General features: G+C 61.6%; 21 protein-coding genes. 8 read left to right on the plus strand and 13 right to left on the minus strand.

Annotated elements, in window-relative coordinates:
- Positions 1-52: 52 nt before the first annotated feature.
- Together RGU41_RS03090 and RGU41_RS03095 are read right to left on the minus strand one after the other, a co-directional pair.
- The gene (locus RGU41_RS03090; RefSeq protein WP_322135495.1) at positions 53-589 is read right to left on the minus strand and encodes a hypothetical protein; all 537 of its coding nucleotides are present in this window, start codon (positions 587-589) and stop codon (positions 53-55) included.
- Positions 590-612: 23 nt separating this feature from the next.
- Positions 613-1,101: a hypothetical protein gene (locus RGU41_RS03095; RefSeq protein ID WP_322135496.1), complete on the minus strand. Its 489-nt coding sequence runs from the start codon at positions 1,099-1,101 to the stop codon at positions 613-615.
- 1,060 nt (positions 1,102-2,161) lie between these two features.
- Between RGU41_RS03095 and RGU41_RS03100 the strand changes: the two genes are divergently transcribed.
- Complete coding sequence (locus RGU41_RS03100; protein WP_322135497.1) at positions 2,162-3,235, plus strand: hypothetical protein; 1,074 nt, start codon at positions 2,162-2,164, stop codon at positions 3,233-3,235.
- Positions 3,236-3,338: 103 nt separating this feature from the next.
- Positions 3,339-4,732, plus strand: a protein-coding gene (locus RGU41_RS03105; protein WP_322137286.1) for an IS3 family transposase whose coding sequence is annotated in 2 segments (ribosomal slippage) — positions 3,339-3,669 and positions 3,669-4,732 — 1,395 coding nt in all. Because the reading frame shifts where the segments join, the coding sequence is not laid out codon by codon here.
- A 219-nt stretch (positions 4,733-4,951) separates the two neighbouring features.
- On the opposite strand, the gene RGU41_RS03110 is transcribed toward RGU41_RS03105, so the two are convergent.
- The 3 genes from RGU41_RS03110 to RGU41_RS03120 form a co-directional block, all read right to left on the minus strand.
- Positions 4,952-5,404, minus strand: a complete 453-nt coding sequence (locus tag RGU41_RS03110; protein WP_322135498.1) for a hypothetical protein — start codon at positions 5,402-5,404, stop codon at positions 4,952-4,954.
- 6 nt (positions 5,405-5,410) lie between these two features.
- A complete protein-coding gene (locus tag RGU41_RS03115; protein ID WP_322135499.1) occupies positions 5,411-6,109 on the minus strand; it encodes a hypothetical protein in 699 nt (232 codons plus the stop codon).
- A 188-nt stretch (positions 6,110-6,297) separates the two neighbouring features.
- Complete coding sequence (locus tag RGU41_RS03120) at positions 6,298-6,987, minus strand: IS256 family transposase (RefSeq protein ID WP_416172946.1); 690 nt, start codon at positions 6,985-6,987, stop codon at positions 6,298-6,300.
- A 373-nt stretch (positions 6,988-7,360) separates the two neighbouring features.
- Between RGU41_RS03120 and RGU41_RS03125 the strand changes: the two genes are divergently transcribed.
- From RGU41_RS03125 to RGU41_RS03135, 3 genes are all read left to right on the plus strand, one after another.
- The gene (locus tag RGU41_RS03125) at positions 7,361-8,653 is read left to right on the plus strand and encodes a glycosyltransferase (RefSeq protein WP_322135500.1); all 1,293 of its coding nucleotides are present in this window, start codon (positions 7,361-7,363) and stop codon (positions 8,651-8,653) included.
- Positions 8,654-8,841: 188 nt separating this feature from the next.
- Positions 8,842-10,536, plus strand: coding sequence for a right-handed parallel beta-helix repeat-containing protein (locus RGU41_RS03130; protein ID WP_322137287.1), 1,695 nt, complete (start codon positions 8,842-8,844; stop codon positions 10,534-10,536).
- On the plus strand, positions 10,533-11,615 hold the full coding sequence (locus RGU41_RS03135) for a right-handed parallel beta-helix repeat-containing protein (protein ID WP_322135501.1): 1,083 nt from the start codon (positions 10,533-10,535) through the stop codon (positions 11,613-11,615). The genes RGU41_RS03130 and RGU41_RS03135 overlap by 4 nt, the downstream gene beginning before the upstream one ends.
- Before the next feature lie 551 nt (positions 11,616-12,166).
- On the opposite strand, the gene RGU41_RS03140 is transcribed toward RGU41_RS03135, so the two are convergent.
- Both RGU41_RS03140 and RGU41_RS03145 read right to left on the minus strand, forming a co-directional pair.
- On the minus strand, positions 12,167-13,177 hold the full coding sequence (locus tag RGU41_RS03140) for a glycosyltransferase (protein WP_322135502.1): 1,011 nt from the start codon (positions 13,175-13,177) through the stop codon (positions 12,167-12,169).
- Between the two features lie 103 nt (positions 13,178-13,280).
- Positions 13,281-13,874, minus strand: coding sequence for a TetR/AcrR family transcriptional regulator (locus RGU41_RS03145; RefSeq protein ID WP_322135503.1), 594 nt, complete (start codon positions 13,872-13,874; stop codon positions 13,281-13,283).
- 31 nt (positions 13,875-13,905) lie between these two features.
- Here RGU41_RS03145 and RGU41_RS03150 point away from each other — a divergent pair, with 31 nt between their 5' ends.
- On the plus strand, positions 13,906-15,624 hold the full coding sequence (locus RGU41_RS03150) for an HAD-IC family P-type ATPase (RefSeq protein ID WP_322135504.1): 1,719 nt from the start codon (positions 13,906-13,908) through the stop codon (positions 15,622-15,624).
- Positions 15,625-15,998: 374 nt separating this feature from the next.
- On the opposite strand, the gene RGU41_RS03155 is transcribed toward RGU41_RS03150, so the two are convergent.
- Entirely contained in the window at positions 15,999-16,643 is a 645-nt protein-coding gene (locus RGU41_RS03155) for a fasciclin domain-containing protein (protein ID WP_322137288.1), read from the minus strand.
- 826 nt (positions 16,644-17,469) lie between these two features.
- Here RGU41_RS03155 and RGU41_RS03160 point away from each other — a divergent pair.
- Both RGU41_RS03160 and RGU41_RS03165 read left to right on the plus strand, forming a co-directional pair.
- Positions 17,470-17,871, plus strand: a complete 402-nt coding sequence (locus tag RGU41_RS03160) for a hypothetical protein (protein ID WP_322135505.1) — start codon at positions 17,470-17,472, stop codon at positions 17,869-17,871.
- 13 nt (positions 17,872-17,884) lie between these two features.
- Positions 17,885-19,042 (plus strand): cation:proton antiporter, encoded by a 1,158-nt coding sequence (locus tag RGU41_RS03165; RefSeq protein ID WP_322135506.1) that lies wholly within the window; start codon positions 17,885-17,887, stop codon positions 19,040-19,042.
- A gap of 227 nt (positions 19,043-19,269) precedes the next feature.
- Here the strand turns inward: RGU41_RS03165 and RGU41_RS03170 are convergent, their stop codons facing one another.
- The 5 genes from RGU41_RS03170 to RGU41_RS03190 form a co-directional block, all read right to left on the minus strand.
- The gene (locus RGU41_RS03170) at positions 19,270-20,082 is read right to left on the minus strand and encodes an anti-sigma factor domain-containing protein (RefSeq protein WP_322135507.1); all 813 of its coding nucleotides are present in this window, start codon (positions 20,080-20,082) and stop codon (positions 19,270-19,272) included.
- A gap of 380 nt (positions 20,083-20,462) precedes the next feature.
- On the minus strand, positions 20,463-21,164 hold the full coding sequence (locus tag RGU41_RS03175) for a DUF4397 domain-containing protein (protein ID WP_322135508.1): 702 nt from the start codon (positions 21,162-21,164) through the stop codon (positions 20,463-20,465).
- A gap of 573 nt (positions 21,165-21,737) precedes the next feature.
- Entirely contained in the window at positions 21,738-22,676 is a 939-nt protein-coding gene (locus tag RGU41_RS03180) for an undecaprenyl-diphosphate phosphatase (protein WP_322135509.1), read from the minus strand.
- A gap of 149 nt (positions 22,677-22,825) precedes the next feature.
- Positions 22,826-23,326, minus strand: coding sequence for a low affinity iron permease family protein (locus tag RGU41_RS03185; protein WP_322135510.1), 501 nt, complete (start codon positions 23,324-23,326; stop codon positions 22,826-22,828).
- A gap of 10 nt (positions 23,327-23,336) precedes the next feature.
- Positions 23,337-24,794, minus strand: coding sequence for a putative peptidoglycan glycosyltransferase FtsW (locus RGU41_RS03190; protein ID WP_322135511.1), 1,458 nt, complete (start codon positions 24,792-24,794; stop codon positions 23,337-23,339).
- Between the last annotated feature and the right edge of the window lie 262 nt (positions 24,795-25,056).

Raw genomic sequence — 25,056 nt, forward strand, 5'->3', positions numbered from 1 at the left:
CGCTAACGAAATGGCGTCCCATAACTCGGTGTCATCCGACGTCGAAACCGACTCACATTCCGAGCGGATGCAAATACCGGGATTTTGCATCGAGCCGACCCGTCGAACTGAGAGCACCGACTTTCTTCATGCCCTTGAGCAGATCGACTTCCGTCCGAGGGTCAATAACGATCAGTGATCGGCTCGGCGCAGGTGGCTCCCAATCAAGCGACTTCAGGATCGGGTGCACGAGGACCAGCTTCACACTGCCACCTGGCCATGGTTCCGCTGAAGGGACTACGCATCGAGGTGCGTAGAGCCTTTCCAGAGCGGACGCGGATTCGGCCCACTGCGACCAGGTCCCGCTCGACGAACCTTTCGCCAAAGCCCGAGCTTGGTACTCGGTGGCGACTTCACAGGCATAAGCAAAGCGATTCTGACGCAAGAGGTCGGCCCAAGAACCGCCCTCTACGATAGTTTCCGCACGACCGATCTCTCCGTATCCTTCAATGAAAGACGCCAGCAGCCCGCCGGTCGTCACACTCAGCCGCAGCTCTCCGTCGGTGGCTTCGCCGCAGGCCCAGAAAGTTTGATGCATCTTTTCGCTCATGCAGCCTACATGCGCGGCACCCGTCAGTACCGCACACGCTGCGGTACGAAAATGTCCGCGAGCTCACCGTCGGCTAGCCAATCCACCATCACTGTCAGGGCCAAGCTCGGCGGCGAGAGCGCCTGCCGCGGCTGCACCATGAGCTGAAGTGTCGGGTCTGAGTGAACATTCACAAGAGGCCACGCGCCGCCGGTCGCCAGACCGATCCGCCACAGGTTTTCGATTCCTGCTTCCGGATGCCAGCCGAGCTCTACGGCGATCGCCCGGCTTGAGCCGAGGCATTGCGCGAACCAGCTCGGGTATGGCTGGCCCGGTTCGCGAATCCTCTCCACGATCAGAAAATTCCAGCCGGTCCCGGTGCCCACCATTGAGACCAGACTTTCTAGAAATATCCAAGAGATCATTGGCGACCACCCGTCGCCTGACGAATTCTTCCATCTGTATTTCAGCGGTTCGGGCTCCTCCCAGAGGACCAACTCGAGGCTGAGGTCGAGGTCGAAAGTGCTGGGCATTGGAAGGGGCATATGGAGCTCATGCGCGGGGTCGCCAATCTCCGAACTGTCCCGCGCATGTAGTTCGCATGAAACCCAAGATGCACGAGCTGATGGATGGACCCGGTCACTGGCGAGTAACCACATTGAGTGGCACGGTCCACGAATTCAAGACCGAGCCCAGCCTCTACTGGCGCCGGACGCCAGCGCATGGATCTTTCGATGCTGCGTACGACAACCGGTGGGCACGGCTGCGCCGGCTCAGCCGCGTGGAGGTTGGTGTTCGCGTCTCACTCGAAGTGAGCGACGGCTCTTATCTGTACGGTAACACCTGGCATAAGACGTCGACGGTCGTCTCCATCCAGCGACTGCCCGGATATTGTGACGTGTGCGGCAGCCGCCGGCCACTGCTCCTACCCTGCTGGCGCTGCGCGATTCAGCCGGACTGGTTCGAGGGTGACGACGGAGCGGACCCCCGCCGGGTCGCGCTCCGCCGACGCATTGAACGCCGGCTCGGCCGCATCCGTTCGTGGCAGCAAAACAGTTTGGCGGCTGTCAAAAAGTCCGCTTACAACGCCACCGATTGGCGCTGGTGGGTCGATGGGGTCAGGCCGCTCACCGCCGAGGATGTCGAACCGTCCTACTGCGAGAACTGCCGGAGCCTGCTCATCGGCGCTGATACCTCGCCGAGCCTCACCAACTGCACAATGTGCTCCATCAGCCCCGGCTGGGCGTTTCGCTCACACTATGAGGGTGAGAGCAACAAGCGGTACCCGGACTCCGCGCGTCTCCGTCGCCGCGTCCGCTGGGTCGAGTTCATCGCCCGCCTTCGCGGAGTCCCAGCATGGCAGCCACGCTCATAAGACACCGCCAGATCCGCCATCCGTGGCGGGGTCCTGACAGTACTTCGCATTGATCTCGCCTTGGGCTTCTATAAGTGTGATCTCCCCGGTGAGGCGGCGACGGCACCGGCCGATATTGTCTTCGTTAGGTTCGTGGCCGGCGAGTCCGGCGGTCTTCTCGATCTCTACCAGGCGACAAATTGCGCGTATTGCGTACGGCTGACGCGTAGATTTGGCCCATGTTGGATATATCGCTCGTTAAAGAGGGGATCTTCGCGTCAGGTCAACTTTCGACGCGAATGATTATGGACGAGGCTGGCCCCACCGGTTTCATGGGCTCAGGGCAGGTCGAAGGGGACGCTGCCGGGACAGCGGACGCTGCCGAGACTGCGGACTACATTGTTGGATTGATACAGGCAGTGGGCGCAAATCTTCAGGCCGTTGGGGTCGGTCTCCAGAACTATCGGGAGACCAGATACCAACAGGACGGCGACATAAGCATGAGGATGCGCAATGAGGGCACCCCCTTCCCCAACGTTTCCAACTCAAAATACGACGAGCGGGAGCTTCGACTAGACGTGTATGAGCGGAGTTTGTATATATCGATGGGATCTGTGCTGGATTGCCTTGCCGGCGCTGTCATTGGAATCTCCGGACTGAATGTCAACATCCATCGGGCTGACTTTGGCCTGTTTCAGCCCATTGATGAGATCAATGCAAGTCCAACGAGCCCGAAGCTTCGGATCCTGTTCAAGTCCCTTCTCCTCAACAATGACGTCGGCAGGGCGGAACAGCTGAAGACAGTGCAAGCCTTCGGATCTGCCCTCGTGCAGAGTGGACCCACGGGCTGGACTGATTGGACCCTCGGAATGCGCAACATGTCAGTCCATCGCGAGCATCGCAACGAATTGATATCCATCGGTAGGGAACGGACAAAGCACACGGTGCACCGTCTCCCTGTAGCAAACCCTGGCCTTTCCAATCTGCAGGGAATCCGGCAGACGAGTGAGAGGCTCTCTGGCTACCATCTCACTGAAGACATTCAAACCACTCTGGACGGGATCGTCGGATCACTTAACGCTGCATCCGCCGCAACAATGGGTGCAATGGAAACTCTCTGGGAGAGGCGAAAGAGGGACCCAGCACTCATAAGTCAGCCGCTGGGCCAGTGGAAGCTAGCGCACCCGGTCATGACTTTCCGAGGCTATGCTCCAGGTTCCGTCAAAATCGACCCCGGACGACTCCAACTGATGATGAACCCGCTTGACGCCAGACGTTTGCAGGCTGGGGCCCTACGTGTCAGGGTGAGTTGAGGCCAGTAGCTCAGAGCAAGTCCGCCGTTTGACGTAGGGCGAGAATCAGGAAGTCCCGATCATGTCCAGCCCGTCTTTGATCGTCGTGCGCGACGATAGTTCGATGAGTAAGAACAGCAGTCCCGGCCCGCGCGCGGGTGGTCCGAGCGCCAGGAGGTCGTTCACGCCCGCGCAGAAGCTTGACCATCTGGCCGCGTATGAGGACGCCACGACCCGGAACGGGGGCGGCGCGTATCTGCGGGAACAGGGCATCTATTCCTCGCAGATCACCGAGTGGCGCAAGCTCCGCGACGCGGGTGTCCTGCAGGGCAAGAAAGCGGGCGAGAAGATCGGCAAGCTCACGCCCGAGCAGGCCGAGATCGCCCGGCTTCGCCGGCAGCTCGATGTCACCGAGCGGCGTCTGGCGACGACGGGGGTGGCGTTGGAGATCATGTCAAAAATGCACGAGCTACTCGAAAACTTGTCGAAGAGCTCGCGGGACGAAACACCGCAGACGAAACCGTGATGACCACCTACCGTGCCCTGACCCGCCAAGGCGTGTCCACCCGCACCGCAGCGGTCCTGGTGGGGTTGCCGCGGTCGACGGCGACCCGGGCACCGCGCATCCCGACTGTCGGGCCGGCGGTGGTGCCGGCGAACAAGCTCGATGTTCTCGAGCGGGCCCGGATCCTGGCGGTGGTGAACTCGCCCCGGTTCGTGGATTTGCCGCCGATCCAGATCTACGCGCAGCTGCTGGACGAGGGCGTGTATTTGGCGTCGATCTCCACGATCTACCGGGTCCTGGCCGAGAACAAGCAGGTCAAGGAACGCCGCCGGCTGGCCCGGCACCCGGCCCGGGCGATCCCGGAACTGGTCGCCACCGCCCCCGGCCAGGTGTTCACGTGGGATATTACGAAGCTGGCTGGCCCGATCAAGGGCAAGTACTTCGATTGCTACGTGATGATCGATATCTTCTCCCGCTATATCGTCGGCGCGAAGGTCCACCCCGCCGAGTCCGCCATCCTGGCCGCGGAAATGATGACGGAAACCTTCGGCATCCACGGCACCCCGCAGGTCGTCCACGCCGACCGGGGCACGTCGATGACGAGCAAGACCGTCGCCGCGTTGTTGTCGGATCTGGAGGTCACCAAGTCGCACTCCAGGCCCCGGGTCAGCAACGACAACCCGTACTCGGAGTCGTGGTTCAAAACGCTGAAGTTCGCCCCGGTGTTCCCGGAACGTTTCGCGAGTCTCGGCGACGCCCGCCGCTTCATGGACACTTTCGTCGAGGGTTACAACCACACCCACCATCACACCGGCATCGGCCTGAACACGCCCGCTGACGTCCACTACGGCCTCGCAGCAGGCAAAGCCGCCGAGAGGTCCGCGACCCTGGCTGAAGCCCGGGCCAGGAACCCGGAACGCTTCAGCACCAGCGTCGATCCCAAGATCCCTAACGCGGCCTGGATCAACAAGCCTGCCGAAGCACAAGAAGACGAGACGAAACTAGCCGCCTAACTCACGCTGGCCCCATTAAACTTGACAAATTCCGTATCGGCGGAAATAGGCTCGAGGTTCCGCTCACCTGCGCCAGAGTCCGCCGCCAACGAGGACCTCACGGTTTCCTCCGAGCGGGCGAGATTCGATAGATACGCTGAAACAGCGAAATCTTCTGCAAAATGTCAGCGGGCACCACAACTGGAGGTCGTGGTGCCCGCTGATCACGTGGTGCGTTTGTTAGTTGTTGTCTGTGTTGTCTGTGTTGTCTGTGTTGTCTGTGTTGTCTGTGTTGTCTGTGTTGTCTGTGTTGTCTGTGTGCTCGGTGTTGTTCGACATGATCAGTAGTCCCTTAGGCTGGATGGCGGCGAGGGCCTTGATCGGGTTCAAGGTTCCATCGGTCAGGTTGAGGGTCGCGAGGTAGGCGGGTCCGGCATCGGGCGTGACTGACGAGATGGCCTGCCCGGCGGAGAACGGTCCAGTGACGGCGTCAATAGTGTTGTGGGTCGGGTCGGTGATCCAAAGCGTCTGCTCGGGCCGGCCCGCGAAGACGGTGTCGTCCATCGGCTGCGCCACTGAAAGAACGTGAAGCGTGGCTGAGGGTTCTGCGCGGGAGGCGAAGACGAGTTGCTGGTCGCCCTGGGCGGTGAGCATGAAGTCACCGCCGAACCGAGACGCTGTGCGGGGGACCATGGTGTTTCAATCGGGATCCGTCAGGGCCAAGTTCACGCTGTGGCCTGCGTTGGCACCATTGGCTGCGGTCGCTAGGGCGTTGTCGGCGAACAGCGGGGTGAGGGTTGCTGTCGTGCCGTCAAGGTCCACGAAGTACAGGGCCGGACCGGTCGCGTTGGTGGGCGCCGAAGCGGAGATGACGATCCGGCCGTGGACGAGAGAGATCGCGTCGGTGCCACCGCCATGGGTGAGGCCCGCGTAGTCATAGGTCTTCACCGCGTGCTCGTCATCGGGGGACAGGGTGCTGAAGTGGGAGTTGCCGTCTTCATTGGTGGTGATCAGCAGGCGGTGATGAGCGTTGTCGGCGGTGAGGCCATCCACTTTGCCGGTGACCTGCCACGACGTGCCCGGGCGACCGTCCAACCCGTATTCCTGGATTGTGCTGGAGGTGACTCCGCTCGGGGACGCTTCCCCGAGCGAGCCGACCCCGTTCTGAAAAGCCACGAACACATGATCGCCCAAACGGGAGATGTCATCTGGTTTGGACTCGGCTCCGACGGCGGCAAAGGAATACACCGTGTAGCCCGTTGGCGGGGTGGAGTCCCGGTGTTCCACAGCTGAGGCCGGAAGTGCTGAAGCTCCCAGAGCACCAATTGTCACCGCCACACCCAGGATTGCGAACGATGTGCGCTTGAACTGAACAAATGCGTGACGCAAGAGATCCATCCTTTGATCGTCGATATGGTTCCGATCGAACGATACGGATCTCGCAAGGCATACCCCTGATAAGGGGGACAACGGTGGGGAAAGCTGAGATGAACCTCAGGTGAACGAACCCTTTCATAAGTCCCCGGGAACAGCGATTCGGAGATGCAGCCATGCGTCGACGTCGACGCTCGTTGAAAAGTAGGCCGTTAGCGAAACTGGCCTACTTTTCGAAGAGCGCTGACACCAGGCGTCGCTGCAGTCGGCTGCTCGCGCGACACGCGGCGCCTGACCTGCAAGCCCAGGATCTCGCGGTGGCCGTCCTTGTTCACGCCCGTCGCGAGGAGCGCGTGGACGTTGGCGACACGGCCGCCCTCGCGCACCTTCAGCACCAGGGCGTCGGCGGCGACGAACATGTAGGGGCCGGCGTCGAGGGGCCTCGTGCGGAACTGCTCGACCTGCTCGTCGAGGTCTTTGGCCATGATCGATACCTGCGATTTGGAGAGGCGGGTGATGCCGAGGGACTCGACGAGTTTCTCCATCCGCCTGGTCGAGACTCCGAGGAGGTAGCAGGTCGCCACGACGCTGGTCAGGGCGGCCTCGGCGCGGCGGCGGCACTTGAGGAGCCAGTCCGGGAAGTAGGTCCCGGTGCGCAGCTTCGGGATCGCGACGTCGAGGGTGCCGGTGCGGGTGTCGAAGTCCCGGTGCCGGTAGCCGTTACGGGAGTTGGTCCGGTCGGCGGAGATCTGGCCATACTCGGCGCCGCAGACGGCTTCGGCCTCGGCGCTCATCAGCGCGTTGATCAACGTGGTCAGCATCTGCCGCATCAGGTCCGGCGAGGCTTGCTCGAGTTGTTCGGACAGAAAACGGGCAGTGTCAATAAAATGGGGTGCGGTCATCGCGTGTACTCCTGGTGACGTCCCCCACGCGTGAACCTTGCCATGGCCGGTGGCGACCAGTTCGGGATCGCGCGGCCGGGTGCCGGGGCGGGCGCCGTGCCAAATTTCGTCCTCGGGTGACAACCCGGCGGATCTTCTCTCTCTTCACACCGCGGGGGTGTGTGGTTAACCACATTGCTCTCAGTCGTGCCTAGTGACCGTTTGGTCACACGGATATGGTCTCGATGCCGGTGCCGACGACACCGCTAGTTTTGCTCGGGCGCGCTGCAAATGGACTCTGCACGAGCGTGAACGATTTTGTGGGAACGAAGACGTTGTGCCGCTTTCCGTGCTTGTGCCCTCGCCCGGCGATCGCTAGCAAAGGACCACACTCTTGTATTTTGAACTGGTTGCAGCGCCGGATGCCCGTGCTGGTTTTGATTGGTCGGTCGTCAGTGGTGTTGTGGCCGTTGTCAGGCCGTATTTTCCTTTGGCCGTGGCGGGAACGATTGTGTGGGGCCTGTGGTTGTTCCGGTTTGTGTTGTCGCACCGGGTGGGGCCCATTGTCACGGGTTTTCGGGCGTCGACGTCGGTCGTGGTCCCCTCGTTTCACGAGGATGTTGAGATTTTGATGAGTTGTCTGGATTCCTGGAGGGCCCAAGACCCGGGGGAGATCATCATTGTTTTGGATGTGGTCGATCTGGAGGCGTTCGAACGTATCGAGGATTTGGCTGATCCCCGACTGATCCCTGTGCTGTTCCACCATGCGGGTAAGAGGTCTGCGCTGGGGTGCGGTATTCGTTTGGCTCGTTTCGACATTCTCGTGTTGACGGATTCGGACACGTGGTGGGGTGACGGGTTGTTGGAGAACGTGCAAATGCCTTTTGACGACCCGCTGGTCGGTGCGGTTGGCACGCGCCAGAACGTGTATCAGCGTGAGTCGAGCGTGTGGCGGAGGATCGCTGACTGGATGGTGAACTTGCGCTATCTCGACTACGTTCCGGCGATGGGTAAGGCTGGGGCGGTGCCCTGTGTGTCTGGCCGCACCGCCGTGTATCGTCGGGCGGCGGTCCTGCCCGTTCTCGAGCACTTGGAGGATGAGTTCTTCTTCGGCCGGCGGTGCGTGTCCGGAGATGACGGGCGCCTGACATGGCTGGTTCTCGCTTCAGGATATAAAACGGTTCATCAGTCCTCCGCCCGGGCGGTGTCGATGTTTCCCTCGAGTTTCCGTGCTTTCGTGAAGCAACGAGTGCGGTGGAGCCGCAACTCCTACCGCTGCTACTTGACGGCGGCATTCAGAGGATGGCTGTGGCATGTCCCCTTCATCACCAAGGTGACCGTGCTGCAAATCCTGGTCACGCCGATAACGATGGGGCTCAGCTTGTACTATCTGCTCTTCCAGCGCCTGGAATTCACTGCCTGGGGCGTCGCGGGAACTCTGTCGTGGCTTCTTTTAGGTCGCGGAATTCGAGGGATATCCAACCTTCGCGAGAATCCCAGAGACATTTGGCTACTGCCGTTGTACGCATTCGCGGTGATTCTGGTGGCGCTGCCGATCAAGGTCTATGCGTTTGCGACGATGAACCGGCAGGGCTGGTTGACTCGGCGCGCTGACCAGATCGGCGGCGACGGTCAAAACCACCAAAGCCTGAGGACGGACCTCGACACGGAGCAGGTGTCCTTGTGAGTATCAGGCGGCCCATTGTAATTATCGTTCTTGTTTTGCTCGTGACCTCTGCGGTCGCGGCCACGTGGATACTCGGGGTCAGTGTTGGAAAACAATCCGCACCGATGAGTAATGCTCGTGGTGATGCGGTTGGCTCTGGCGCTGTGGGGACTCTGTATCCGGGTGATCCGGCGCGGGAGTCGGCCTTGGTGACCGGGGAGAACAAACGGCTGGTCTATGTGCGGGCTATGGCCACCCTCGCTCCGTTCCGAGTGCGCAGCCTGGTGGGTCCGTTTCGGCTGGAAACCAGCGGAACGTTCACTCTCGTCTTGCCCGGGCGGGATAGCCCCTACACCCTGGCGGACCTGCTCGCACTGGCCCCGGACACTCTCATCCGCCAGCCCGAAGGGTCCTACTTTCTCACTGAAAACCTGGTTGTCCTCACCGGGGCGACGTTGGCGTTGGACGCTCCCGAAGGGATCAGCCTCCGCCTGAAGAGTGACCCGGCTTCCTTCGTCTCGATCGTCACTCTCGGAGGTAGCCTGAGTGTGTCTGGTTCGGCGGCAGCCGCAGCGACGATCACGAGCTGGGATCCAGCCTTGGGAGCACCGGACACCATCACCAGCGATGGCCGGGCGTACATTCGGGCAATCGGCGGACACACCGACCTCACCCACGCGCACATAGCGAATCTCGGCTTTTGGGGCGGGAACACTGGCGGCCTCGCGTTCACCGGAACGGACCCGTCGAATATATTTGATTCCTCGATCGGTTCGGGCACCCCAGGAGCGGGGACGATCCCCAACGGCGCACCCGTGGTTGCCGGAGCGGACCTTGCTAAGATCTCCGAGGGAGCAGGCGAGCAACACACCCTTGCTTCCGCAACCGTTGACCATGTCACCGTGACAGGAAACGCTTACGGAATCTTCGCGAGCAATGCACACAATCTGACCGTTGACGATACCCAGATCACAGGAAGCCTCATCGACGGCCTCGCGTTGCACCAGTCGGTCACCGAAACCACCATCAGCAACACGACGTCGACATACAATTATGGCGACGGTTTCTCCTTGGACCGCTCCAGCAGCAATGCTCTCTATCACGATGACATTTCAGCGAACAACGGGCGTGACGGCTTCAACATTGACGGCCAACCTCTCGCCCTCGGCCCCGGCCCGGCAGGATTTGGCACCGAGGGATACGGGGGAAACCGAATCGTGAACAGCACCATTACGGGCAACACGCGAAACGGCATTGAAATCAGCGGCGGACAGAACGTGGAAGTGACAGCGTCTTCCATCGCTGGAAACGAGGACGGCATCCTCGTGGACCACGGCGCAGCCAACGTGCAGCTGACGAATAACACCCTCCAGGACCAACGCAACCGGGGCATCACGATCCGAGACGCCGGAACGTCATCGACCGTGACAGGAAACACCATCAGCGGCGGGGACACCGGCGTGTCCCTGCGGAATTCTGCTGCCTCCGTGACGGCGAATGTCGTGGCCGGAATCACCAACCACGGCATGGCCCTCCAAGGCGACACCAGCCAATCGCACATCACCGACAACACCGTATCCGGGACCGGCTCAACTGCGATCTGGTCCGAAACAACTGCCGCATCCTCAGGTGACAGCATTGTCGGGAACAACGACGTCCGGGGGTGGCACCCAGCACCCACACTCGCAACGGTCACGAACTGGGTGTTCCAACCCCTCACCTTCGTGTGGCTCTTCCTCGCCACACTCCTCGTCGGAAGCGCAGTCACCCGCAAACGACATCTACAACTTCGAAGCATCCATAGCCCATTCCCCGAGCAAGCCCAGCCATCCCGCAACATTGCCACCCGCGAAGGAACAAAAAACACCGAACACACGCCCGTTCCGGCCCGGAGGCTGCCATGAAGCACCCACCAGTCTTTCTGGTCTTGGTCCTGGCGATCGCCCTGCTGGCCGTTTTCGCCGTCCTCTACAGCGGCTGGCTGACCCAGGAAAATACCTCCTCGGGTGACCCAGGAGTTGCCACGGAACCGAGCCAGTTCGCCTCCGCCAGCCCGGCTGCCACGGCGCCAACCCGAAACGCGGGGTGCCCCACCAGTGCCGCCACAGTGATCGTGACCAGCGCCGCCGAGCTCACCCGGGCACTAGACCACCCGCAGCCTGGAACGGTTATCCAGCTCGCTGACGGCGTTTATTCCGGAAATTTCACCGCGTCCGGGCGAGGTAGCGCCGCGCTGCCCATCACCCTCTGCGGAACCAAGAGCAGCGTTCTGGACGGAGGTGATGACCGTCACGGGTATGTTCTGCACCTCCAAGACGCCGCATTTTGGGTTTTAGACGGTTTTACCGTCCGCAACGGGCAGAAGGGAGTGATGTTGGATGGGACCAGCAACACGGTCCTCCAGAACCTGACCGTTCAGCACGTGGGCGATGAAGCCATCCACCTGAGAGCCTTCAGCAGTGACAACACGCTAGTCGGCAATACGATTTCGGATACAGGGCTTTTCAAGCGCAAATTCGGTGAAGGCATCTACGTCGGCACTGCCGAAAGCAACTGGTGCACTATCAGCAACTGCGCCCCCGACACCAGCGACCGCAACGTCATCACCGGGAACACCATCTCCGGCACCACAGCGGAAAGCGTCGACATCAAAGAGGGAACAACCGGCGGCACCCTCAATCAGAACACCTTCGACGGTTCGATGATTGTGCAGTCTGCAGCCAATGCCTGGGTGAATGTCAAAGGCAACAATTGGACCATCGACTCCAACACGGGAACCAACTCACCCCAGGACGGCTTCCAAACCCACGAAATTCTCGACGGATGGGGAACCGGGAACATATTTCGTAACAACACCGCCAACGTCAACGGCCCCGGCTACGGATTCGCTCTCACGCCCGTCCGCGGCAACATCGTCGAATGCGGTGCGCAAAGCTCCAACGCCCAACACGGCCTTTCCAACGTGCCCTGCACGCCCATCTAGTCAAGCCCTTCTTTCCGCGTCCTGTCCGCACCGGACCCGAACGTAAACACGACGCCACCATCGAAGACCGGCTTCTGTCATCATCCAAGATGCCCCGCAGGTACCGTTCGCGGGCTCGCCGACGATCCTCATCGATGGCGTCGACGCGTTCCCGAGCGAAGGACGCACCAGCGACCTGGCCTGTGCGTCCAGTAATCCACTGGGTTACTCGAACGAGATCATCGTGAGCGCGGTTGTTAGCCCTCGCGGTCGGCCCTCAATTCAGCGAACCGTGCCAGGAAAGTGATGCCGATCCAGGCGGCCGAAGTGATGGCCGCCAGGGCGATGAGTGCCGGCATGACCGTTTTCCAGCCGCGACTCCGCATTCTCCCCATTGCCGAAGGCTAAAGTGCAACCCTGCGATTGTGCTGCCGTGGTGCTCGAGTCGCCTGCGAGATCTCTCATACCAAGCCATAATCATGCCGACAGCTGCGCGGTCGCCAGCACACGCTCCACACCCGAATTGATGTGATTGGGACCCCGTCAACGATGGGGTGTGGACGACGGGGACATCAGCGACTGGAGCAGCTGCGCAGCCTTCTCCGTCCCCGGCTGGCGCGGATCGCTTTCCCGAGGCGTTCGGCCTCGCTCCGATATGCGTCATCGGCCAATACCTGTTCGATGACCGCGCGGATCTTCGCGGGGGGCGAGGACGATGGCAACATTGCCCCTGCCCCCTTTTCCTCGATTATGCGTCCGATGAGAACCTGATCGAACATGAGGTTGATCGGCAGGATGACTAGGGGTAGGTCGTGTGCCAGGGCAAGCATCGTGGTCGAGTGCCCGCCGTGCCCGACGACCAGGGAGACAGTGGGCATCACTTCGGCATGGGGGAGATAGCGGTGCAGTGCCGTGTTTGCGGGCGCCTGTAGTTCGTCGGGCTCTACTGCCGGGCCAGTCGTGACGAGCACCCGCACCGGGAGATCGCGGACGGCGTCGAGGACCTTTTGAAGCACCTGGGCTTGCCCGGCGACGTAGGTTGTGCTCAGGCTCACCAGGATCGTCGGCGTCGGTGGGACAGCCGGCGACGCGATATCCCGGGCAAGCTCCGTCAGCACCGGCCCCGTGTAGTTGAGCTTCACTGTCGAGCCCCGATGAGAGGGTCGGTCCAGTTCCTCGAGGGTTGCGACGATGACCAGGTCGGCTTCGGCCCACAGTCTTCGCGGACGCAGGCCGGTCATCCGTGCGACGGCCCCCGGGGCGCCGCTGGCCATCTTCCGATCGACGGCGTCGTAGAGGGAGTGCACGAGCACCGCTCGGCGAAGCCCCGCCTGTGCCGCAGAGTTCAACGCCCCGAAGAGCAGGCAGTCGATGACGACAAGATCAGGTGGCGCCTTCTTCACCTCTGCAAGCAGGTCGCGGCCGAGGCTGCGTCCGGTGATCAGGCGAAGAAAGCCGATGGCGTTTGAGGCGGCACCCCGTTTTCCCGTTGCGGTCCACGGGCCAGGTTTCCGGTAGGAGGCGAAGTCGAACCCCGCTCGCTCGAAGGCCGCGCGCTGCTGCTCCTGGCCGAGGAAGGACACCTTTTCACCTCGACGAAGCAATTCCTGCGCTATTCCTACCGCCGGAGCGACGTTTCCGCCGCCATCCCAGGTGACAAAAAGGACTCGAGACATTTCAGTTCCCTCATTCTCTCGGTGATGCGAGGATCGCATCCACTAGCTGCTGCATCCTCTGCTCGGTCAGTTCGCGGCTGAGGCCGCGATCGCGGCGCAGGAGTTTCCAGGTGTAGACATCCGTCGCAACAACCAGCAGGTCGGTGATGGCTGAATGCTCGGGGCTGGCTTGCTTGGCAAGCCGCAGGCCGAACACCGTCTCCACCCAATCGCGGTGAAGCTGCTTTCCCGGCATCGTGATGCCCCGGATGCGCTCGTCGGAGCCCTCCTGGCCGAGCAAGGCGATCACCCAATCGCCTCTGGTCTCGTAGTGATCGATGATCACCCGCACCGCTTCGGTAACGTCGCCCACCGGAGTGGCGCGTTCGGCCACGACCTCGGCACTGCCGAACTCGACGGCGGCATCAAAGAGGCCAGCGCGGCTCCCGAAATGGCGAAGGATCGTCTGCACGGTCACACCTGACCGGTGAGAGACATCGGCGAGCACGATTTCGACGGTCAGTTTCTCGGTCGCGAGTTCCAGCACGGCGCGCAGAATGCGCGCCCGGGTCTTGGCGACGCTGATCGAACGGTTGGTCATGGAGTAGTTGCGCTCAGAATTCATGTTAACCATAACTAACAACAATTGCGGGTGAATGTCAACGGCGTTCCCCAAGCGTTTGGTCTGTATCGAAGACCTCGGCGATCTGGATCTGTTGGTCACGGACAAGACCGGAACCTTGACCGAGGGGCGCATCAGCTTCACTGCTGCGATACCCGCCTACGGAACGATCACGGCCGAGGAGTTGTTTCGTCTGGGCTTGCTGGCGACGGAGACCGACTACACCAAAACTCATCCATCGATTGTGGGTCTCAACGCGTTGGATGCCGCCCTATGGCAGGGCCCAGAAGCAGCTTCTTTCGTCGTGGGCAGCACGCACCAGCTCGACCTTGTTCCGTTCGATCACGACCGGCGCATGACGAGCGTTCTCGTTGTCGACGCTGAGGGTACTCCCCGCCTGATCGCCAAGGGCTCAGCAGAGGACGTCTTCGGGCGCTGCTCGGACGTCTCGGCGGGCGCCCAGGCCATTCTCGACGCCCAGTACGAAGCGGGCGCGCGAGTGGTCGCGGTGGCGAGTCGTGTCGTAGCAGGCCTCGCCCTGATTGAAGCCGCCGACGAACAAGACTTGACGCTGGCCGGCTTTCTCGTCTTCGTGGACAAACCCAAAGCCGATGCGCGCGCATCCCTCGACCAGCTCGCCTCCCTCGGTATCGCCCTCAAGATCGCGACCGGCGATAATGCCAAAGTGGCCGAGAAGGTCTGCGCAGACCTGGGAATGATCTCCGGCGGCACCTTGACGGGCGAGAATATCGACGCCCTCAGCGACGACGAACTCGGGGAAGCCGCCCGCCGAGCGACCATCTTCGCCCGTGTGTCACCTGAGCAGAAAGCGCGGATCTTTGAACGACTTCGCGAGAAAGGACGTTCGGTCGCTTTCCTCGGCGACGGCGTCAACGACGCTCTGGCCCTTCATCGGGCCGACATTGGTATCTCCGTCGAGACTGCGGCCGACGTCGCTAAGGATGCTGCGGACGTGCTCTTGCTGGATAAGGACCTCAGCGTGCTCGCAAACGGCGTGATGGAGGGCCGCCGTATCTTCGCTAACACGATCAAGTACGTACTGATGGGCACATCCAGTAACTTCGGCAACATGTTCAGCGCTTCCGTCGCATCGGTGGTCTTGTCCTTCCTTCCAATGCTCCCTGGCCAGATCCTCCTGAACAACCTGCTCTACGACGCCAGCCAGCTCGCGATCCCGAGCGACCGGGTCGACGAGGAACAGCTTCATGCACCCTCGCACTGGGACATCCGCTTCATCCGCCACTTCATGATTGTCTTCGGACCGATCAGCTCGCTCTTCGACTTCGCCACCTTCGCTCTCATGCTCTTCGTCTTCAGCGCGGCACCACCCGAGTTTCGATCAGGCTGGTTCATCGAGTCAATCGCTACGCAGACGCTCATCATTTTCGCGATTCGCACCCGCCGTGTTCCCTTCTTCCGTAGTCGTCCTTCGCTCGGGCTCACTCTGGCATCCCTCGGTGTGGTCTCTATCGGTGCCTGGCTGCCGTACTCACCGCTCTACGATGTGCTCGGATTTGCTCCGCTCCCGGCACCGTTCTTCCTGGCGCTGGTCGGAATGGTCGTTATTTACCTTGTACTCGTCGAGATCGCGAAACGATGGTTCTTCAGCCTTAGTGCCAAGCAGTCCGAACACCGCCCCGCCGAGCATCCCGTGCGCCGACGCAGCTACCCCCACCGTGTCGCACGACGCGCATCCCGCTTCACGTCGAGATCACCCCACGCGGGAAGCTGAATCGATGTGGATCGGGCCTTGCGAACCTCAAACGATTGGCCAGTGCTGGCGCTCGCCTGGCTCCAAGTGAAAGCAAGCCCTCGCCTAATTCGCCCTCATCCACATAGCGCTCGACGTGGCAGTCTTTCGCGGGCATCGACCTGCGGATCAGGTAGAGATCGACGTTGTCGAGCCCGAGCTTGTCCAGGCTCGCATCGAACGTATCGAACGCATCGAACGAGCACCTGACGCCGAAGTCCGGTCGTGGTTCCGGAGCAGGCGAACGTCTGGTTGCTCTGGTCGGTCGCGTGAGTTCTCGATCTGTGATCGGGCCAGCGGGCGCGGCCTGCGTCGATCGCAGATCGAGGAATTGCCAACGGTGAACTGAGACGATGCTATTTGGTGGGGGGCATCAGGACGGTGTCAATCAGGTACACGGTTGCGTTCTTGGTCTGAACTCCGCCGCAGATCACCGAGGCACCGTTGACCTTGAGGGTGTCTCCACTGCCGGTCACGGTGAGGCTGGCACCGTTGACGGTGGCGTGGGGGCCAGCGATCATGTCCGGGGCAAGTTGACCGGGAACGACATGGTAGGTCAGGATGCTGGTCAACGTCGCCGCTCCAGCAGGCGTTTTCAGGGTGGCGAGGGTGGCGGCATCGATTTTAGCGAACGCGGAATCCACCGGGGCGAAGATCGTGTACTGCGCCCCATCCAAAGTCTTTGCCAAGTTGACGGCCGGGTTCAGGGACCCGGAGACTGCTGCCGTCAGCGTCTTCAGGAGCGGGTTGTTCGACGCAGCGACAGTGACGGGCGAGGTGGACATTCCCGTCACTGAGCCAGGTCCGGTGGGAACTTCTTTGGCATACGCCGCGCACCCCGTGCCGACGAGCATCGCCGCAGAATCATTGCTCGGGCTTGCCATCGCACTTTGCGTTGGAGCCGGAGCGCTCGTGGTGGTACTCGCGCACGCTGATAGCCCGAGGGCAGCGGCAGCAGCAAGAGAGATGATGGTCAGTGTCTTACCTGTCTTGGACAACATGGAAATTCCCTTCGTCATGGTGCGTGGTTTGTGCTGCATGCGGTGAAGAAAACCGGATCTGTTCCCTATACGGAAACTACTTCTCGATTGCTTGCTCTCGCGGATGCACCCTGTCACGTTTCACACAGCAAATATTCAGGGAAGACACTTCAATTCACGTAGAAGAAACAGAGGGGGACCACCAGTTTTCATGGCCGCTCCTCCGTCGGGACGAGATAAAGCCATCGGGCCGACATCCCTATGAGCTCGGCGGGCTCGGACTAGGTGGCCTGGCGGTTCAGCGCAGGGGGGTCCGGCTGACTGCGAGTACGGGGCCGAATGGGCGAGTCAGATCTCGCTGCTTTGAGACGTCTTCGGCGACCAAGTCGCGGTCGCGGCCATGATCGACCGCATCGTTCATCGCGCTGACGTCATCTCACCAAAATGGCGCCAGCTACCATCTCGAGAACAGCGGAGTCACCGCCCTGCCGTCCCCGAGGCCCGAGGCCCGAGGCCCGAGAACATCGTTCCTCGTTGTAGCCGGTCGTTGGCCCTGCAGCCGTGAGCTTCCCCTCCTGCCTTGACAGCCCGGTGAAGGGCTCTGTCGCCGTCACGCCCCGATCCGCAGCCTTGCAATTCATCGACGATGAACGTACCTACCGGGAGGCTCTTCATCGCCGTAAGCCGAACTCAGCGCAAATTGATGCACTTTCGACGCCAGCATCGCGGTTGCCTCTCAAAGAGCCGGATCACCACTACGCTCAAGCTACCGGGCGGTGGATTCCGGCTCGGGCGGGGTAGGAAAGTTCATTCCCAAAGCCTGCTTGAAGAACAAGAGGAGGTCCCCATGCCCAAAAAAGTCAAATGGCTGGAGTCGCCCGAGGCGCAGGACTACCCGAGCGCCGCGGACTACTTGCACCTGCTCCTGCAGGCTGAGAGCGTCGACGCCACCGTGCAGGCGCTCCAGGATACGCCGATCACCATTCAGAAGGCCAAGGACATTCTGCGGGCGGCGGGCCTACCGCTCCTTGATGTGACCAACCCCCACGTCGCCTCTGACTTGATGAAAATCCGGACTGGCGTGAAGCTCTCGCCGATTCTGCTCGTTCGTGGCAATCTCTCTTCGGCGGTGCCTGTACACATTGCAGACGGGTACCACCGGGTCTGTGCGACATATCACACCGATGAGAACACGAACATTCCCGTGCAGCTGGCCGACCTGATCTTGGGGAGGCCGGCCGTCCCCTAGTGGTGGTTTCGCGATGACATTCCAAACCCTGGCGATCATCTCGATCGTTGCGCTGCTCGGGCCTTTGCTGGCGATCCCGCGACGGTGGAATCTTCCGGTGACGCTGGGCGAGATCCTCGCGGGCATCCTCGTTGGCCATACGGGGCTTCGTCTGGTCGATTCGTCGGACCCATCGATCACGCTGTTGGCCAATGTCGGATTCGCTTTGATCATGTTCGTGGCCGGCTCACACGTGCCCGTGCGGGACGCGCAGATCCGATCCGCACTGGGCACGGGCGCAGTTCGTGCGTTGTTCGCCGGAGTCCTGGCGGTGGCGCTTGGTATTGGTGCCGCCATCGTCTTCGGGAGTGCTCACGCTCCCCTTTACGCGGTACTGATGGCATCGTCCTCGGCGGCACTCGTCTTGCCGGTGATTGATTCCCTGCGGCTGCGCGGAAACTCGGTGCTGCAACTCACTGCCCAGGTCGCCATCGCCGAATACGTCGCGATCATCGCCCTGCCTCTGGCGATCGATCCGCCTAACGCCGCCCGGGCGGCCCTCGGAGCGGGCGCCGTCGCTGCGGCCGCTGCGGTGCTCTACCTGACGTTGTCGCGTCTGGAGCGAAACGGCGCTCGACTGCGGTTGCATCGGCTCTCCGAGCAGCGCAAGTTCGCTCTCGAACTCCGCATCCAATTGGCGGTCTTGTTTGCGATGTCGGCTCTCGCGGTCTTCGGCCACGTCTCGATCATGTTGGCCGGGTTCTCCTTCGGACTGGTCGTCGCCGCCATCGGCGAGCCCCGCCGGCTAGCCAGACAGCTGTTCGCTCTCGCGGATGGGTTCTTTGGACCACTTTTCTTCGTGTGGCTCGGCGCGTCTCTCAACCTCGGTGACCTCCTCACACACCCGCAGATGATTCTCCTGGGCCTCGCGCTCGGTGGTGGCGCCCTGCTCGCCCACGCCGCCACTCGGTTCCTCGGTCAGGAGCTGCCTCTGGGCTTGCTGTCTGCTGCCCAGCTCGGGGTTCCCGTCGCCGCGGCCACGATCGGTGAGCAAGCCCACCTCTTCGTACCTGGCGAGGGCGCGGCCCTCCTCCTCGGCGCGCTCGTGACCATCGTCCTCTCCTCACTCGCGGGCGGGCGCGCCGCGAAGCGGCAGGCGAACATTTCTGCCGCACCTCCTGCGGCACCCTAGTCTCAGATCCAGCCGCGTCGGGAGGACGACGAGAGTTTACCAAAGAGCGCCTCGGCCGCAGCCCTGGACGTTTCCCACCTGCCGCCTCGCCAGCGACCCCGATCGCGCCCCCGTCTGTTGCTCCGGACTGCCCGATTCCAGGCAAACTAGAGTGCCACGGCGCGGATCACCTACGTTTCCTTTCGGCGGTCGAGGCGTTCTCACGAGTTTGGGCCTGCGAGTGTGTGTCAACTGGCTTGCAGGTGTCCACGCACGATCGTGTTCCGAGAGTGCGCGGGGTTCCCGTTGTTGGGTTGAGCTGAGATGTCGACGAGGGGATATTGGGTGAGGTCGACAGTATCGGGGATGTCGAAGCGGCCGGTGTTTCCGTCGAGCAGGCCGATGCTGATCAGTCCTGAGGCGTCTGCTTTGATCAGCCAGACCTCGCGTAGCGAGGTATCCGGGGTGGCGGGAGCCGTCAGGTCGACGGTCACGTTGCGGTGCCCGTCCGCGCTTTTCCTTAACCGACGCTTGGCCGTGTGCTTGCCAGCCGGGGAAGGGGTGAGTTGCGCTTGGTAAATCACTGTTGGTGCGGCGGCCTGCTGAAGTGAGTCGAACCAGATACCACCGGCCAGGCCCGCGATGAGGCCAACGAGCGCAGCTGCGAAGGAAACAGGTAGCCACCGACGGCGACGCGGCGCCAGATCAACGAGTGTGCGAGCCCTCGTCGCGGTGAGATGATCCCTCGAAGTTCGGGTTTGGGCGGGCTCCGGGACATTGGTTGCCGCTGCGGACGTTGCGCCGACGAATTGGTCACGTCGTGGTGTGCTCTTGACGGCAGCACTGAGACCGAGAGCGCCATGAATCCGCTCCCAGACCGTTTCAGCAGGCTCGGTGAGGGACACGTTGCGCGCCGCCTGGCCGACAATCACAGTGTGCTGGAGAGAAAGGAGTTCGAGCGCGCACCCCGGACATCCCGCGAGGTGCTCGCGTTCAACTTCGGTGAGGTCGGCCCCGGCCAGGGCGATGATGGCAAGGTTCTCGGGGTCAATGTGTGTCATCGCTCGCCTCCAATCGGTTACGTGCTCCGCTGAGGATTCGAAGACTGCGGTTCATCCCGGTGCCCGGGCTATTCGCAGTCAAGCGTCGACCGGCATGTTGCTTGATCATGGTCCCCCCGTCGACGGTGGGCGCAGATCGATGTCAGGCACAGAATAGCCAGAAGCGCCTTCAGAGAGCCACTGGCAATAGGTTTGGCCGTCGAAGGGATTTTGTGTCCTCGTGGCTCGGGTTGAGTCGGCGGCCATATGCACGTTTGGCCCACAGGAGACCGGTGGAGCTCACCCTGATGTATCGGGCGGATTTGGATCTAGTTTGTGTGCGTTGAAGCGGACACCTCCTGCGCTCGGATGGCAGAGCGCAGGAGGTGTCTGGGTGTTGCTTAGTGGTGGGCCTTGTCGAGCTTGACGGTCTGCACGGCGAGGGCGAGGTTGTGGTCAGCGAGGCTGCCCCACGCATACACGATGGTGTTCGTGCGCTTGGCAATGGTCACGTCGGCCGGACCGATCAGCGCTGCGGTCGTGCCGGTCGCGGCGACGGCCGCGCTGATCGTCCCCGTCGGGAGGGTCAGTTCGACCTCGTCGGGGTTGGTCAGGTCGGTGATCGCGGCGGCACCGTTGGCCAGGATATCGACAGAGGGTGCAGCGGCGACGTGGCGGACCGTGAGTCGACCCTTGCCCTTTCCGACGGGATCCGGGTTGTTCTGGAACAGGGTCGCGGTCGGCATGCCGGCCTCCGTCAGGTGTGCGACGGCGGTGTAGTTGTTGCCGCTGCCCAGCTTCAGATCGATCGGGCCGATCACGGGATTGGAGGCGTCTTTGGCGTCGGCGGCGGTGATCGCGACGGAATACGTGCCTGGGTCAAGGCTCAGAGTGTCCGAGAAGGAACCGGGGGTGAAATTATCCAGGGTGAGTGCTCCGTTGACGTAAACGTCGACGGTGACGCCCGGGATTGCGTGGAACACGGTTAGTTCGGCGGGGCCGTTGTCCCCGTGGCTGTGGTTCTCATTGGCGTTTGCCGGCATGAATCCCGCGAGGGCGACGAGTACACCGACTACGGCGCCGACAGCGATGGTCTTGCGCATAGTTACCTCCTGCTAGTTGTAACGGGCGGGAAGCGTCATCGCCTCCCAGACTCTCTTCTGATTGAACTTCCGTTTTGGATGCACGCGACGCTAACAATTTTCTGGAACCCATCTGCTGGACCCTGGCTGGCGCTGCCAGCGCGAATCTTTCAGCCGAGTCCGCAGTGTGGTCCAGGGCCGCGAACTGTCCCTCGTAGGGTGCGATTCTTATCACTTGGTCGATGATCCTGTCCCGTCGGTATGCCGGGTCAACTTTCCGAACTCGGATTCTGGCGCCAGCTGAGATCCGCAAAGTCGCGGCTGGGTAGGGACCTCTGACATGAGACAGGCGCGACCTGTGATCGGGCGGGTGGCTTGCTGTCGACATCGAGCACAGATCCTGAACCCGCTGCACGATCGGCTATTTGGATCCCCGGGATGACCTCGAAGTGCGGATCGGCGCGGGTGATGCGGCCATACTGCACGTCATCGCCAAGGATGCCTCAGCCGAGCGAGGACGTAGGGGGTGATGACCGTGTGGGCTCCGAGGAATGGAATCTCAACTGATTTGACGTGCGGTGTCCTGACGGACTTCTAAGGGAACGCGAGCAGGACTACGAAGAAGATGGTTCCGGCGACGATGCAGTAAATCGCGAAAGGAGTGAGTGTCCTGGTCTCGAAGAAGCGCAGCAGGAACTTCGTGGCTAACCATGCGGCAACGGCCGAGCAGAGTGCACCGACGAGGAACGCGCCGCTCTGATCGGCCATCTGTGGGCTGAACAGTCCCGGGAGTTTCAGTGCGGCCGCGGCGCCGATGATGGGTGTGGCCAGTAGGAAACTGAATCGGGCAGCGGTTTCGTGGTTGAGTCCGGAGAGGAGCCCACCGACCATGGTTGATCCTGATCGGGATATTCCCGGTAGCAGGGCGGCCGTCTGCGCGACGCCGATTCCGAACGCCTGTTTCCAGGTGAGCTTGGCGATCGTGGTGTCGGACCTCTCGGTCTCGGACATTTGCGTGTTGGCCGAGCCCGCGGGGATGGGGCGTCCGCTCGCAACAGCATCAACGCTCACCCGTCCGGTCTGAGCCCGGTTCGGATGCCGTCGGAGGCGTTCTGCGGTCAGAAGAATGAGGCCGTTGAACACAAGGAATGCGGCAGCGATCAGTGGGGATGCGAAAAGGGACCGGAGGGGCTTCTCCAAGAGCAGGCCCACGATACCCGCGGGGATTGTTGCGGCGACGAGTAGCCAGGCGAGTTTCGCGTAGATGTCGTCAGGGCCGATTTTACGATCCCGGATGGAACGTCCGAACCCGCGGAAAACGCGGATCCAGTCCTTTATGAAGAAGAGGAAGAGAACGATAGCGGTAGCCAGATGGGTGGCAACGAGAAGCCCGAGGAACGCGGGGCTGCTTTGGTCGATGTTCCAGCCGAAGAGTGTGGGCAGGATGACACTGTGGCCAAGGCTGGAAATGGGGAACAATTCCGTGATCCCTTGCAGGAATCCCAGAATCGCCGCTTGAATCAAAGTGATCATATGAACAGGCTAGAGGTTCCGGTCACCTGACCCGACGTGCGCCGCCAATGATGACGTCAAGGGTTCCTCAACGTGAACGAAATAGAAAGACTGGGACGGTCTGGCCGGGCAGGTCCCGATCTGGTCGGTACCCGGGCCCCTTCGATTCCCTACCTCGGTGGATCCACAATCGGTGGCGGGGCATCCGTACCGAGGGCTCGTTTTCGGTTCTCTTGACTAAGGTCGGTGAGGGCCTCCAATTCGTCGTCCGACGCACCTTCCAACGCGATGAGTCGGTCGTCGGCAGTTGGCTGGGCGCGTAGCAACTCGTCGAGCTTGCGCTGGGTGACCGCTTGTTGTCGTGCTTGCGTGTGTTGGATTGCGAAGACCATCACGACGGTCACAGATGAACTCGCAATGTAAAGGACGTTCTCCCACCAGGGAGGAAATTCCGCCGCTATCCCGACCGCGACCCACACTACGAGCGCACTTCCGGCAACCAATCCCGCTGCGGCGTGTTCACTCACTGTGCCGATATTGTGCAAGACCCGGCTACTCCACCGTTTGTCGGGCACGCTCGTCCAGTCGTTCCGTGTCATTTCGCGAGATCGGTCCAGCCGATTCTGGTGGCCCGCGTTGATTGATTCGTTGCCGTTAGCCGCATTCTCCACGCTCGAGAGACTAGGCGTTGTTCCCATCAAAACAACTGTTGACTCGACGCGCAAACCCGGTGGTGCGAGGCACTGATTCGGCTGGTCGAAAGTGTTGCGCAACCGTGCGTGTTTGATCCGGCGACGGTCCTGCCCGGCAGTTCGCCGAGTCGTGGCCGTGACCCGTTTCGGTGGACCGTCCATCGAGGACACAACAGCGAAGGATTTCACAGCGTCGACACCGTGGGTGGACCAAGAATCGATTCCGTGCCGTTTCCACTTCAATCAGCGTGCAGTGTTGCGACGAGAGCGAGCGGGACGAGTTATGGGTGGTCGGCGTCCGGCTTTCGGGGTGGAGGTGTGCGTGTCGGCGACGGCTCGCTGTGTGCAAAGGAGAGCACGATTCCGATTGCGATGAGGGTGGTGAGGAGGGCGGTGCCCCCAGCAGAAATGAGGGGAGGGGCACGCCGAGGACAGGGATGAATCCGAGGACGACGCCCATGTTGACGAGTGCTTGACCGATGATCCAGACCATGACGGCGGCAGTACTGACTTTGGCTTGAGGGCTGGTGGTGGCGTTCATGATGCGGAGGAAGGCGATGGCCAGCAGGACGAAAAGGGCGAGCACCACGATTGCGCCGATGAGACCGAGTTCCTCGCCGATGATCGCGAAGATGTAGTCGTTGTCCGCGGCTGGAAGCCAGGACCATTTCGCTTTGGAGTTCCCGAGTCCAACGCCGAAGATGCCGCCCGACGCGAGGGCCCACGTGCCGTGCAAGGGTTGCCAGCATGCGGCGGAAATCGTGCCGGTTGAGCCGTCGCAGCCGGTGCCGAAGAAGCTCAGTATCCGGGCCATCCGGTTTCCGCTGGCCATGGCCGCAGCCAGGGCGCCAAGGGCGCCGATCCCCAGGGGGATGGCGAGCATGCGTAGTTTTACGCCGGCGAAGAAGAGGGAGCCAAAGAGGATGCCGGCGAGGATTACTGTTGTCCCCAGATCGCCGCGGATCATGACGAGCATGACGGCCGTGCCGCCGATGCCAAAAACGGGCACGAGGACGTGGCGCCAGTCGTCGAGGTGATCTTTCTTCTGTGCCAGAAGCATGCCCAGCCAAATGACGAGGGCGACTTTGATGGCTTCAGATGGCTGGAATTGAAAACTGCCAATGGACAGCCAGTTGGTGTTCCCGGCCACGGTCACACCCAGCGGGGTGAAGACGAGCAACTGAACGAGGCAAGTAGCGATGAGCGTCGGCCAAGCGATACGTTGCCAGAACTTCAACGGCATCCGGCTGAGCACGAGCATCAATGGGACACCGACGAGGGCGATGGCACCTTGATGAAGCACAACGCCGAAGAAACCCTCGTGAGCAACAAAGGAATCTACTGATGACGAAGACAGGACCATGATCAAGCCCAAGATAACCAAGAACAGCGTCGTTCCCAGGAGTAGAAAATAGTTCGGGGATTCTGAGCGGATCAAACGGCCCACGCTAATGCGCGTTGAATGTGACGGTCTATTTGACGGAACCCTGTGTTCGGTCTTTGAACGTGGCGCACGGGTCGGGTTGCGCGAACTCGTCACGAACCGAGCCCCTTCTCAGGGGACGTCGCGGAGGTGGAATTTAGTGTGGATTGACCACAATTGCTCGGTACTTCACATACGGTCATATGCGGGGAGTGTCCTGCCGGGTGTGGGATCAGATCAGAGTGCGCGGCAATGGGCTGGGGCGCCACCACGACACTACTGAGGG

The sequence above is a fragment of the Cryobacterium sp. 10C3 genome (assembly GCF_034314285.1).
GTDB classification, from domain to species: Bacteria; Actinomycetota; Actinomycetes; order Actinomycetales; family Microbacteriaceae; genus Cryobacterium; species Cryobacterium glucosi.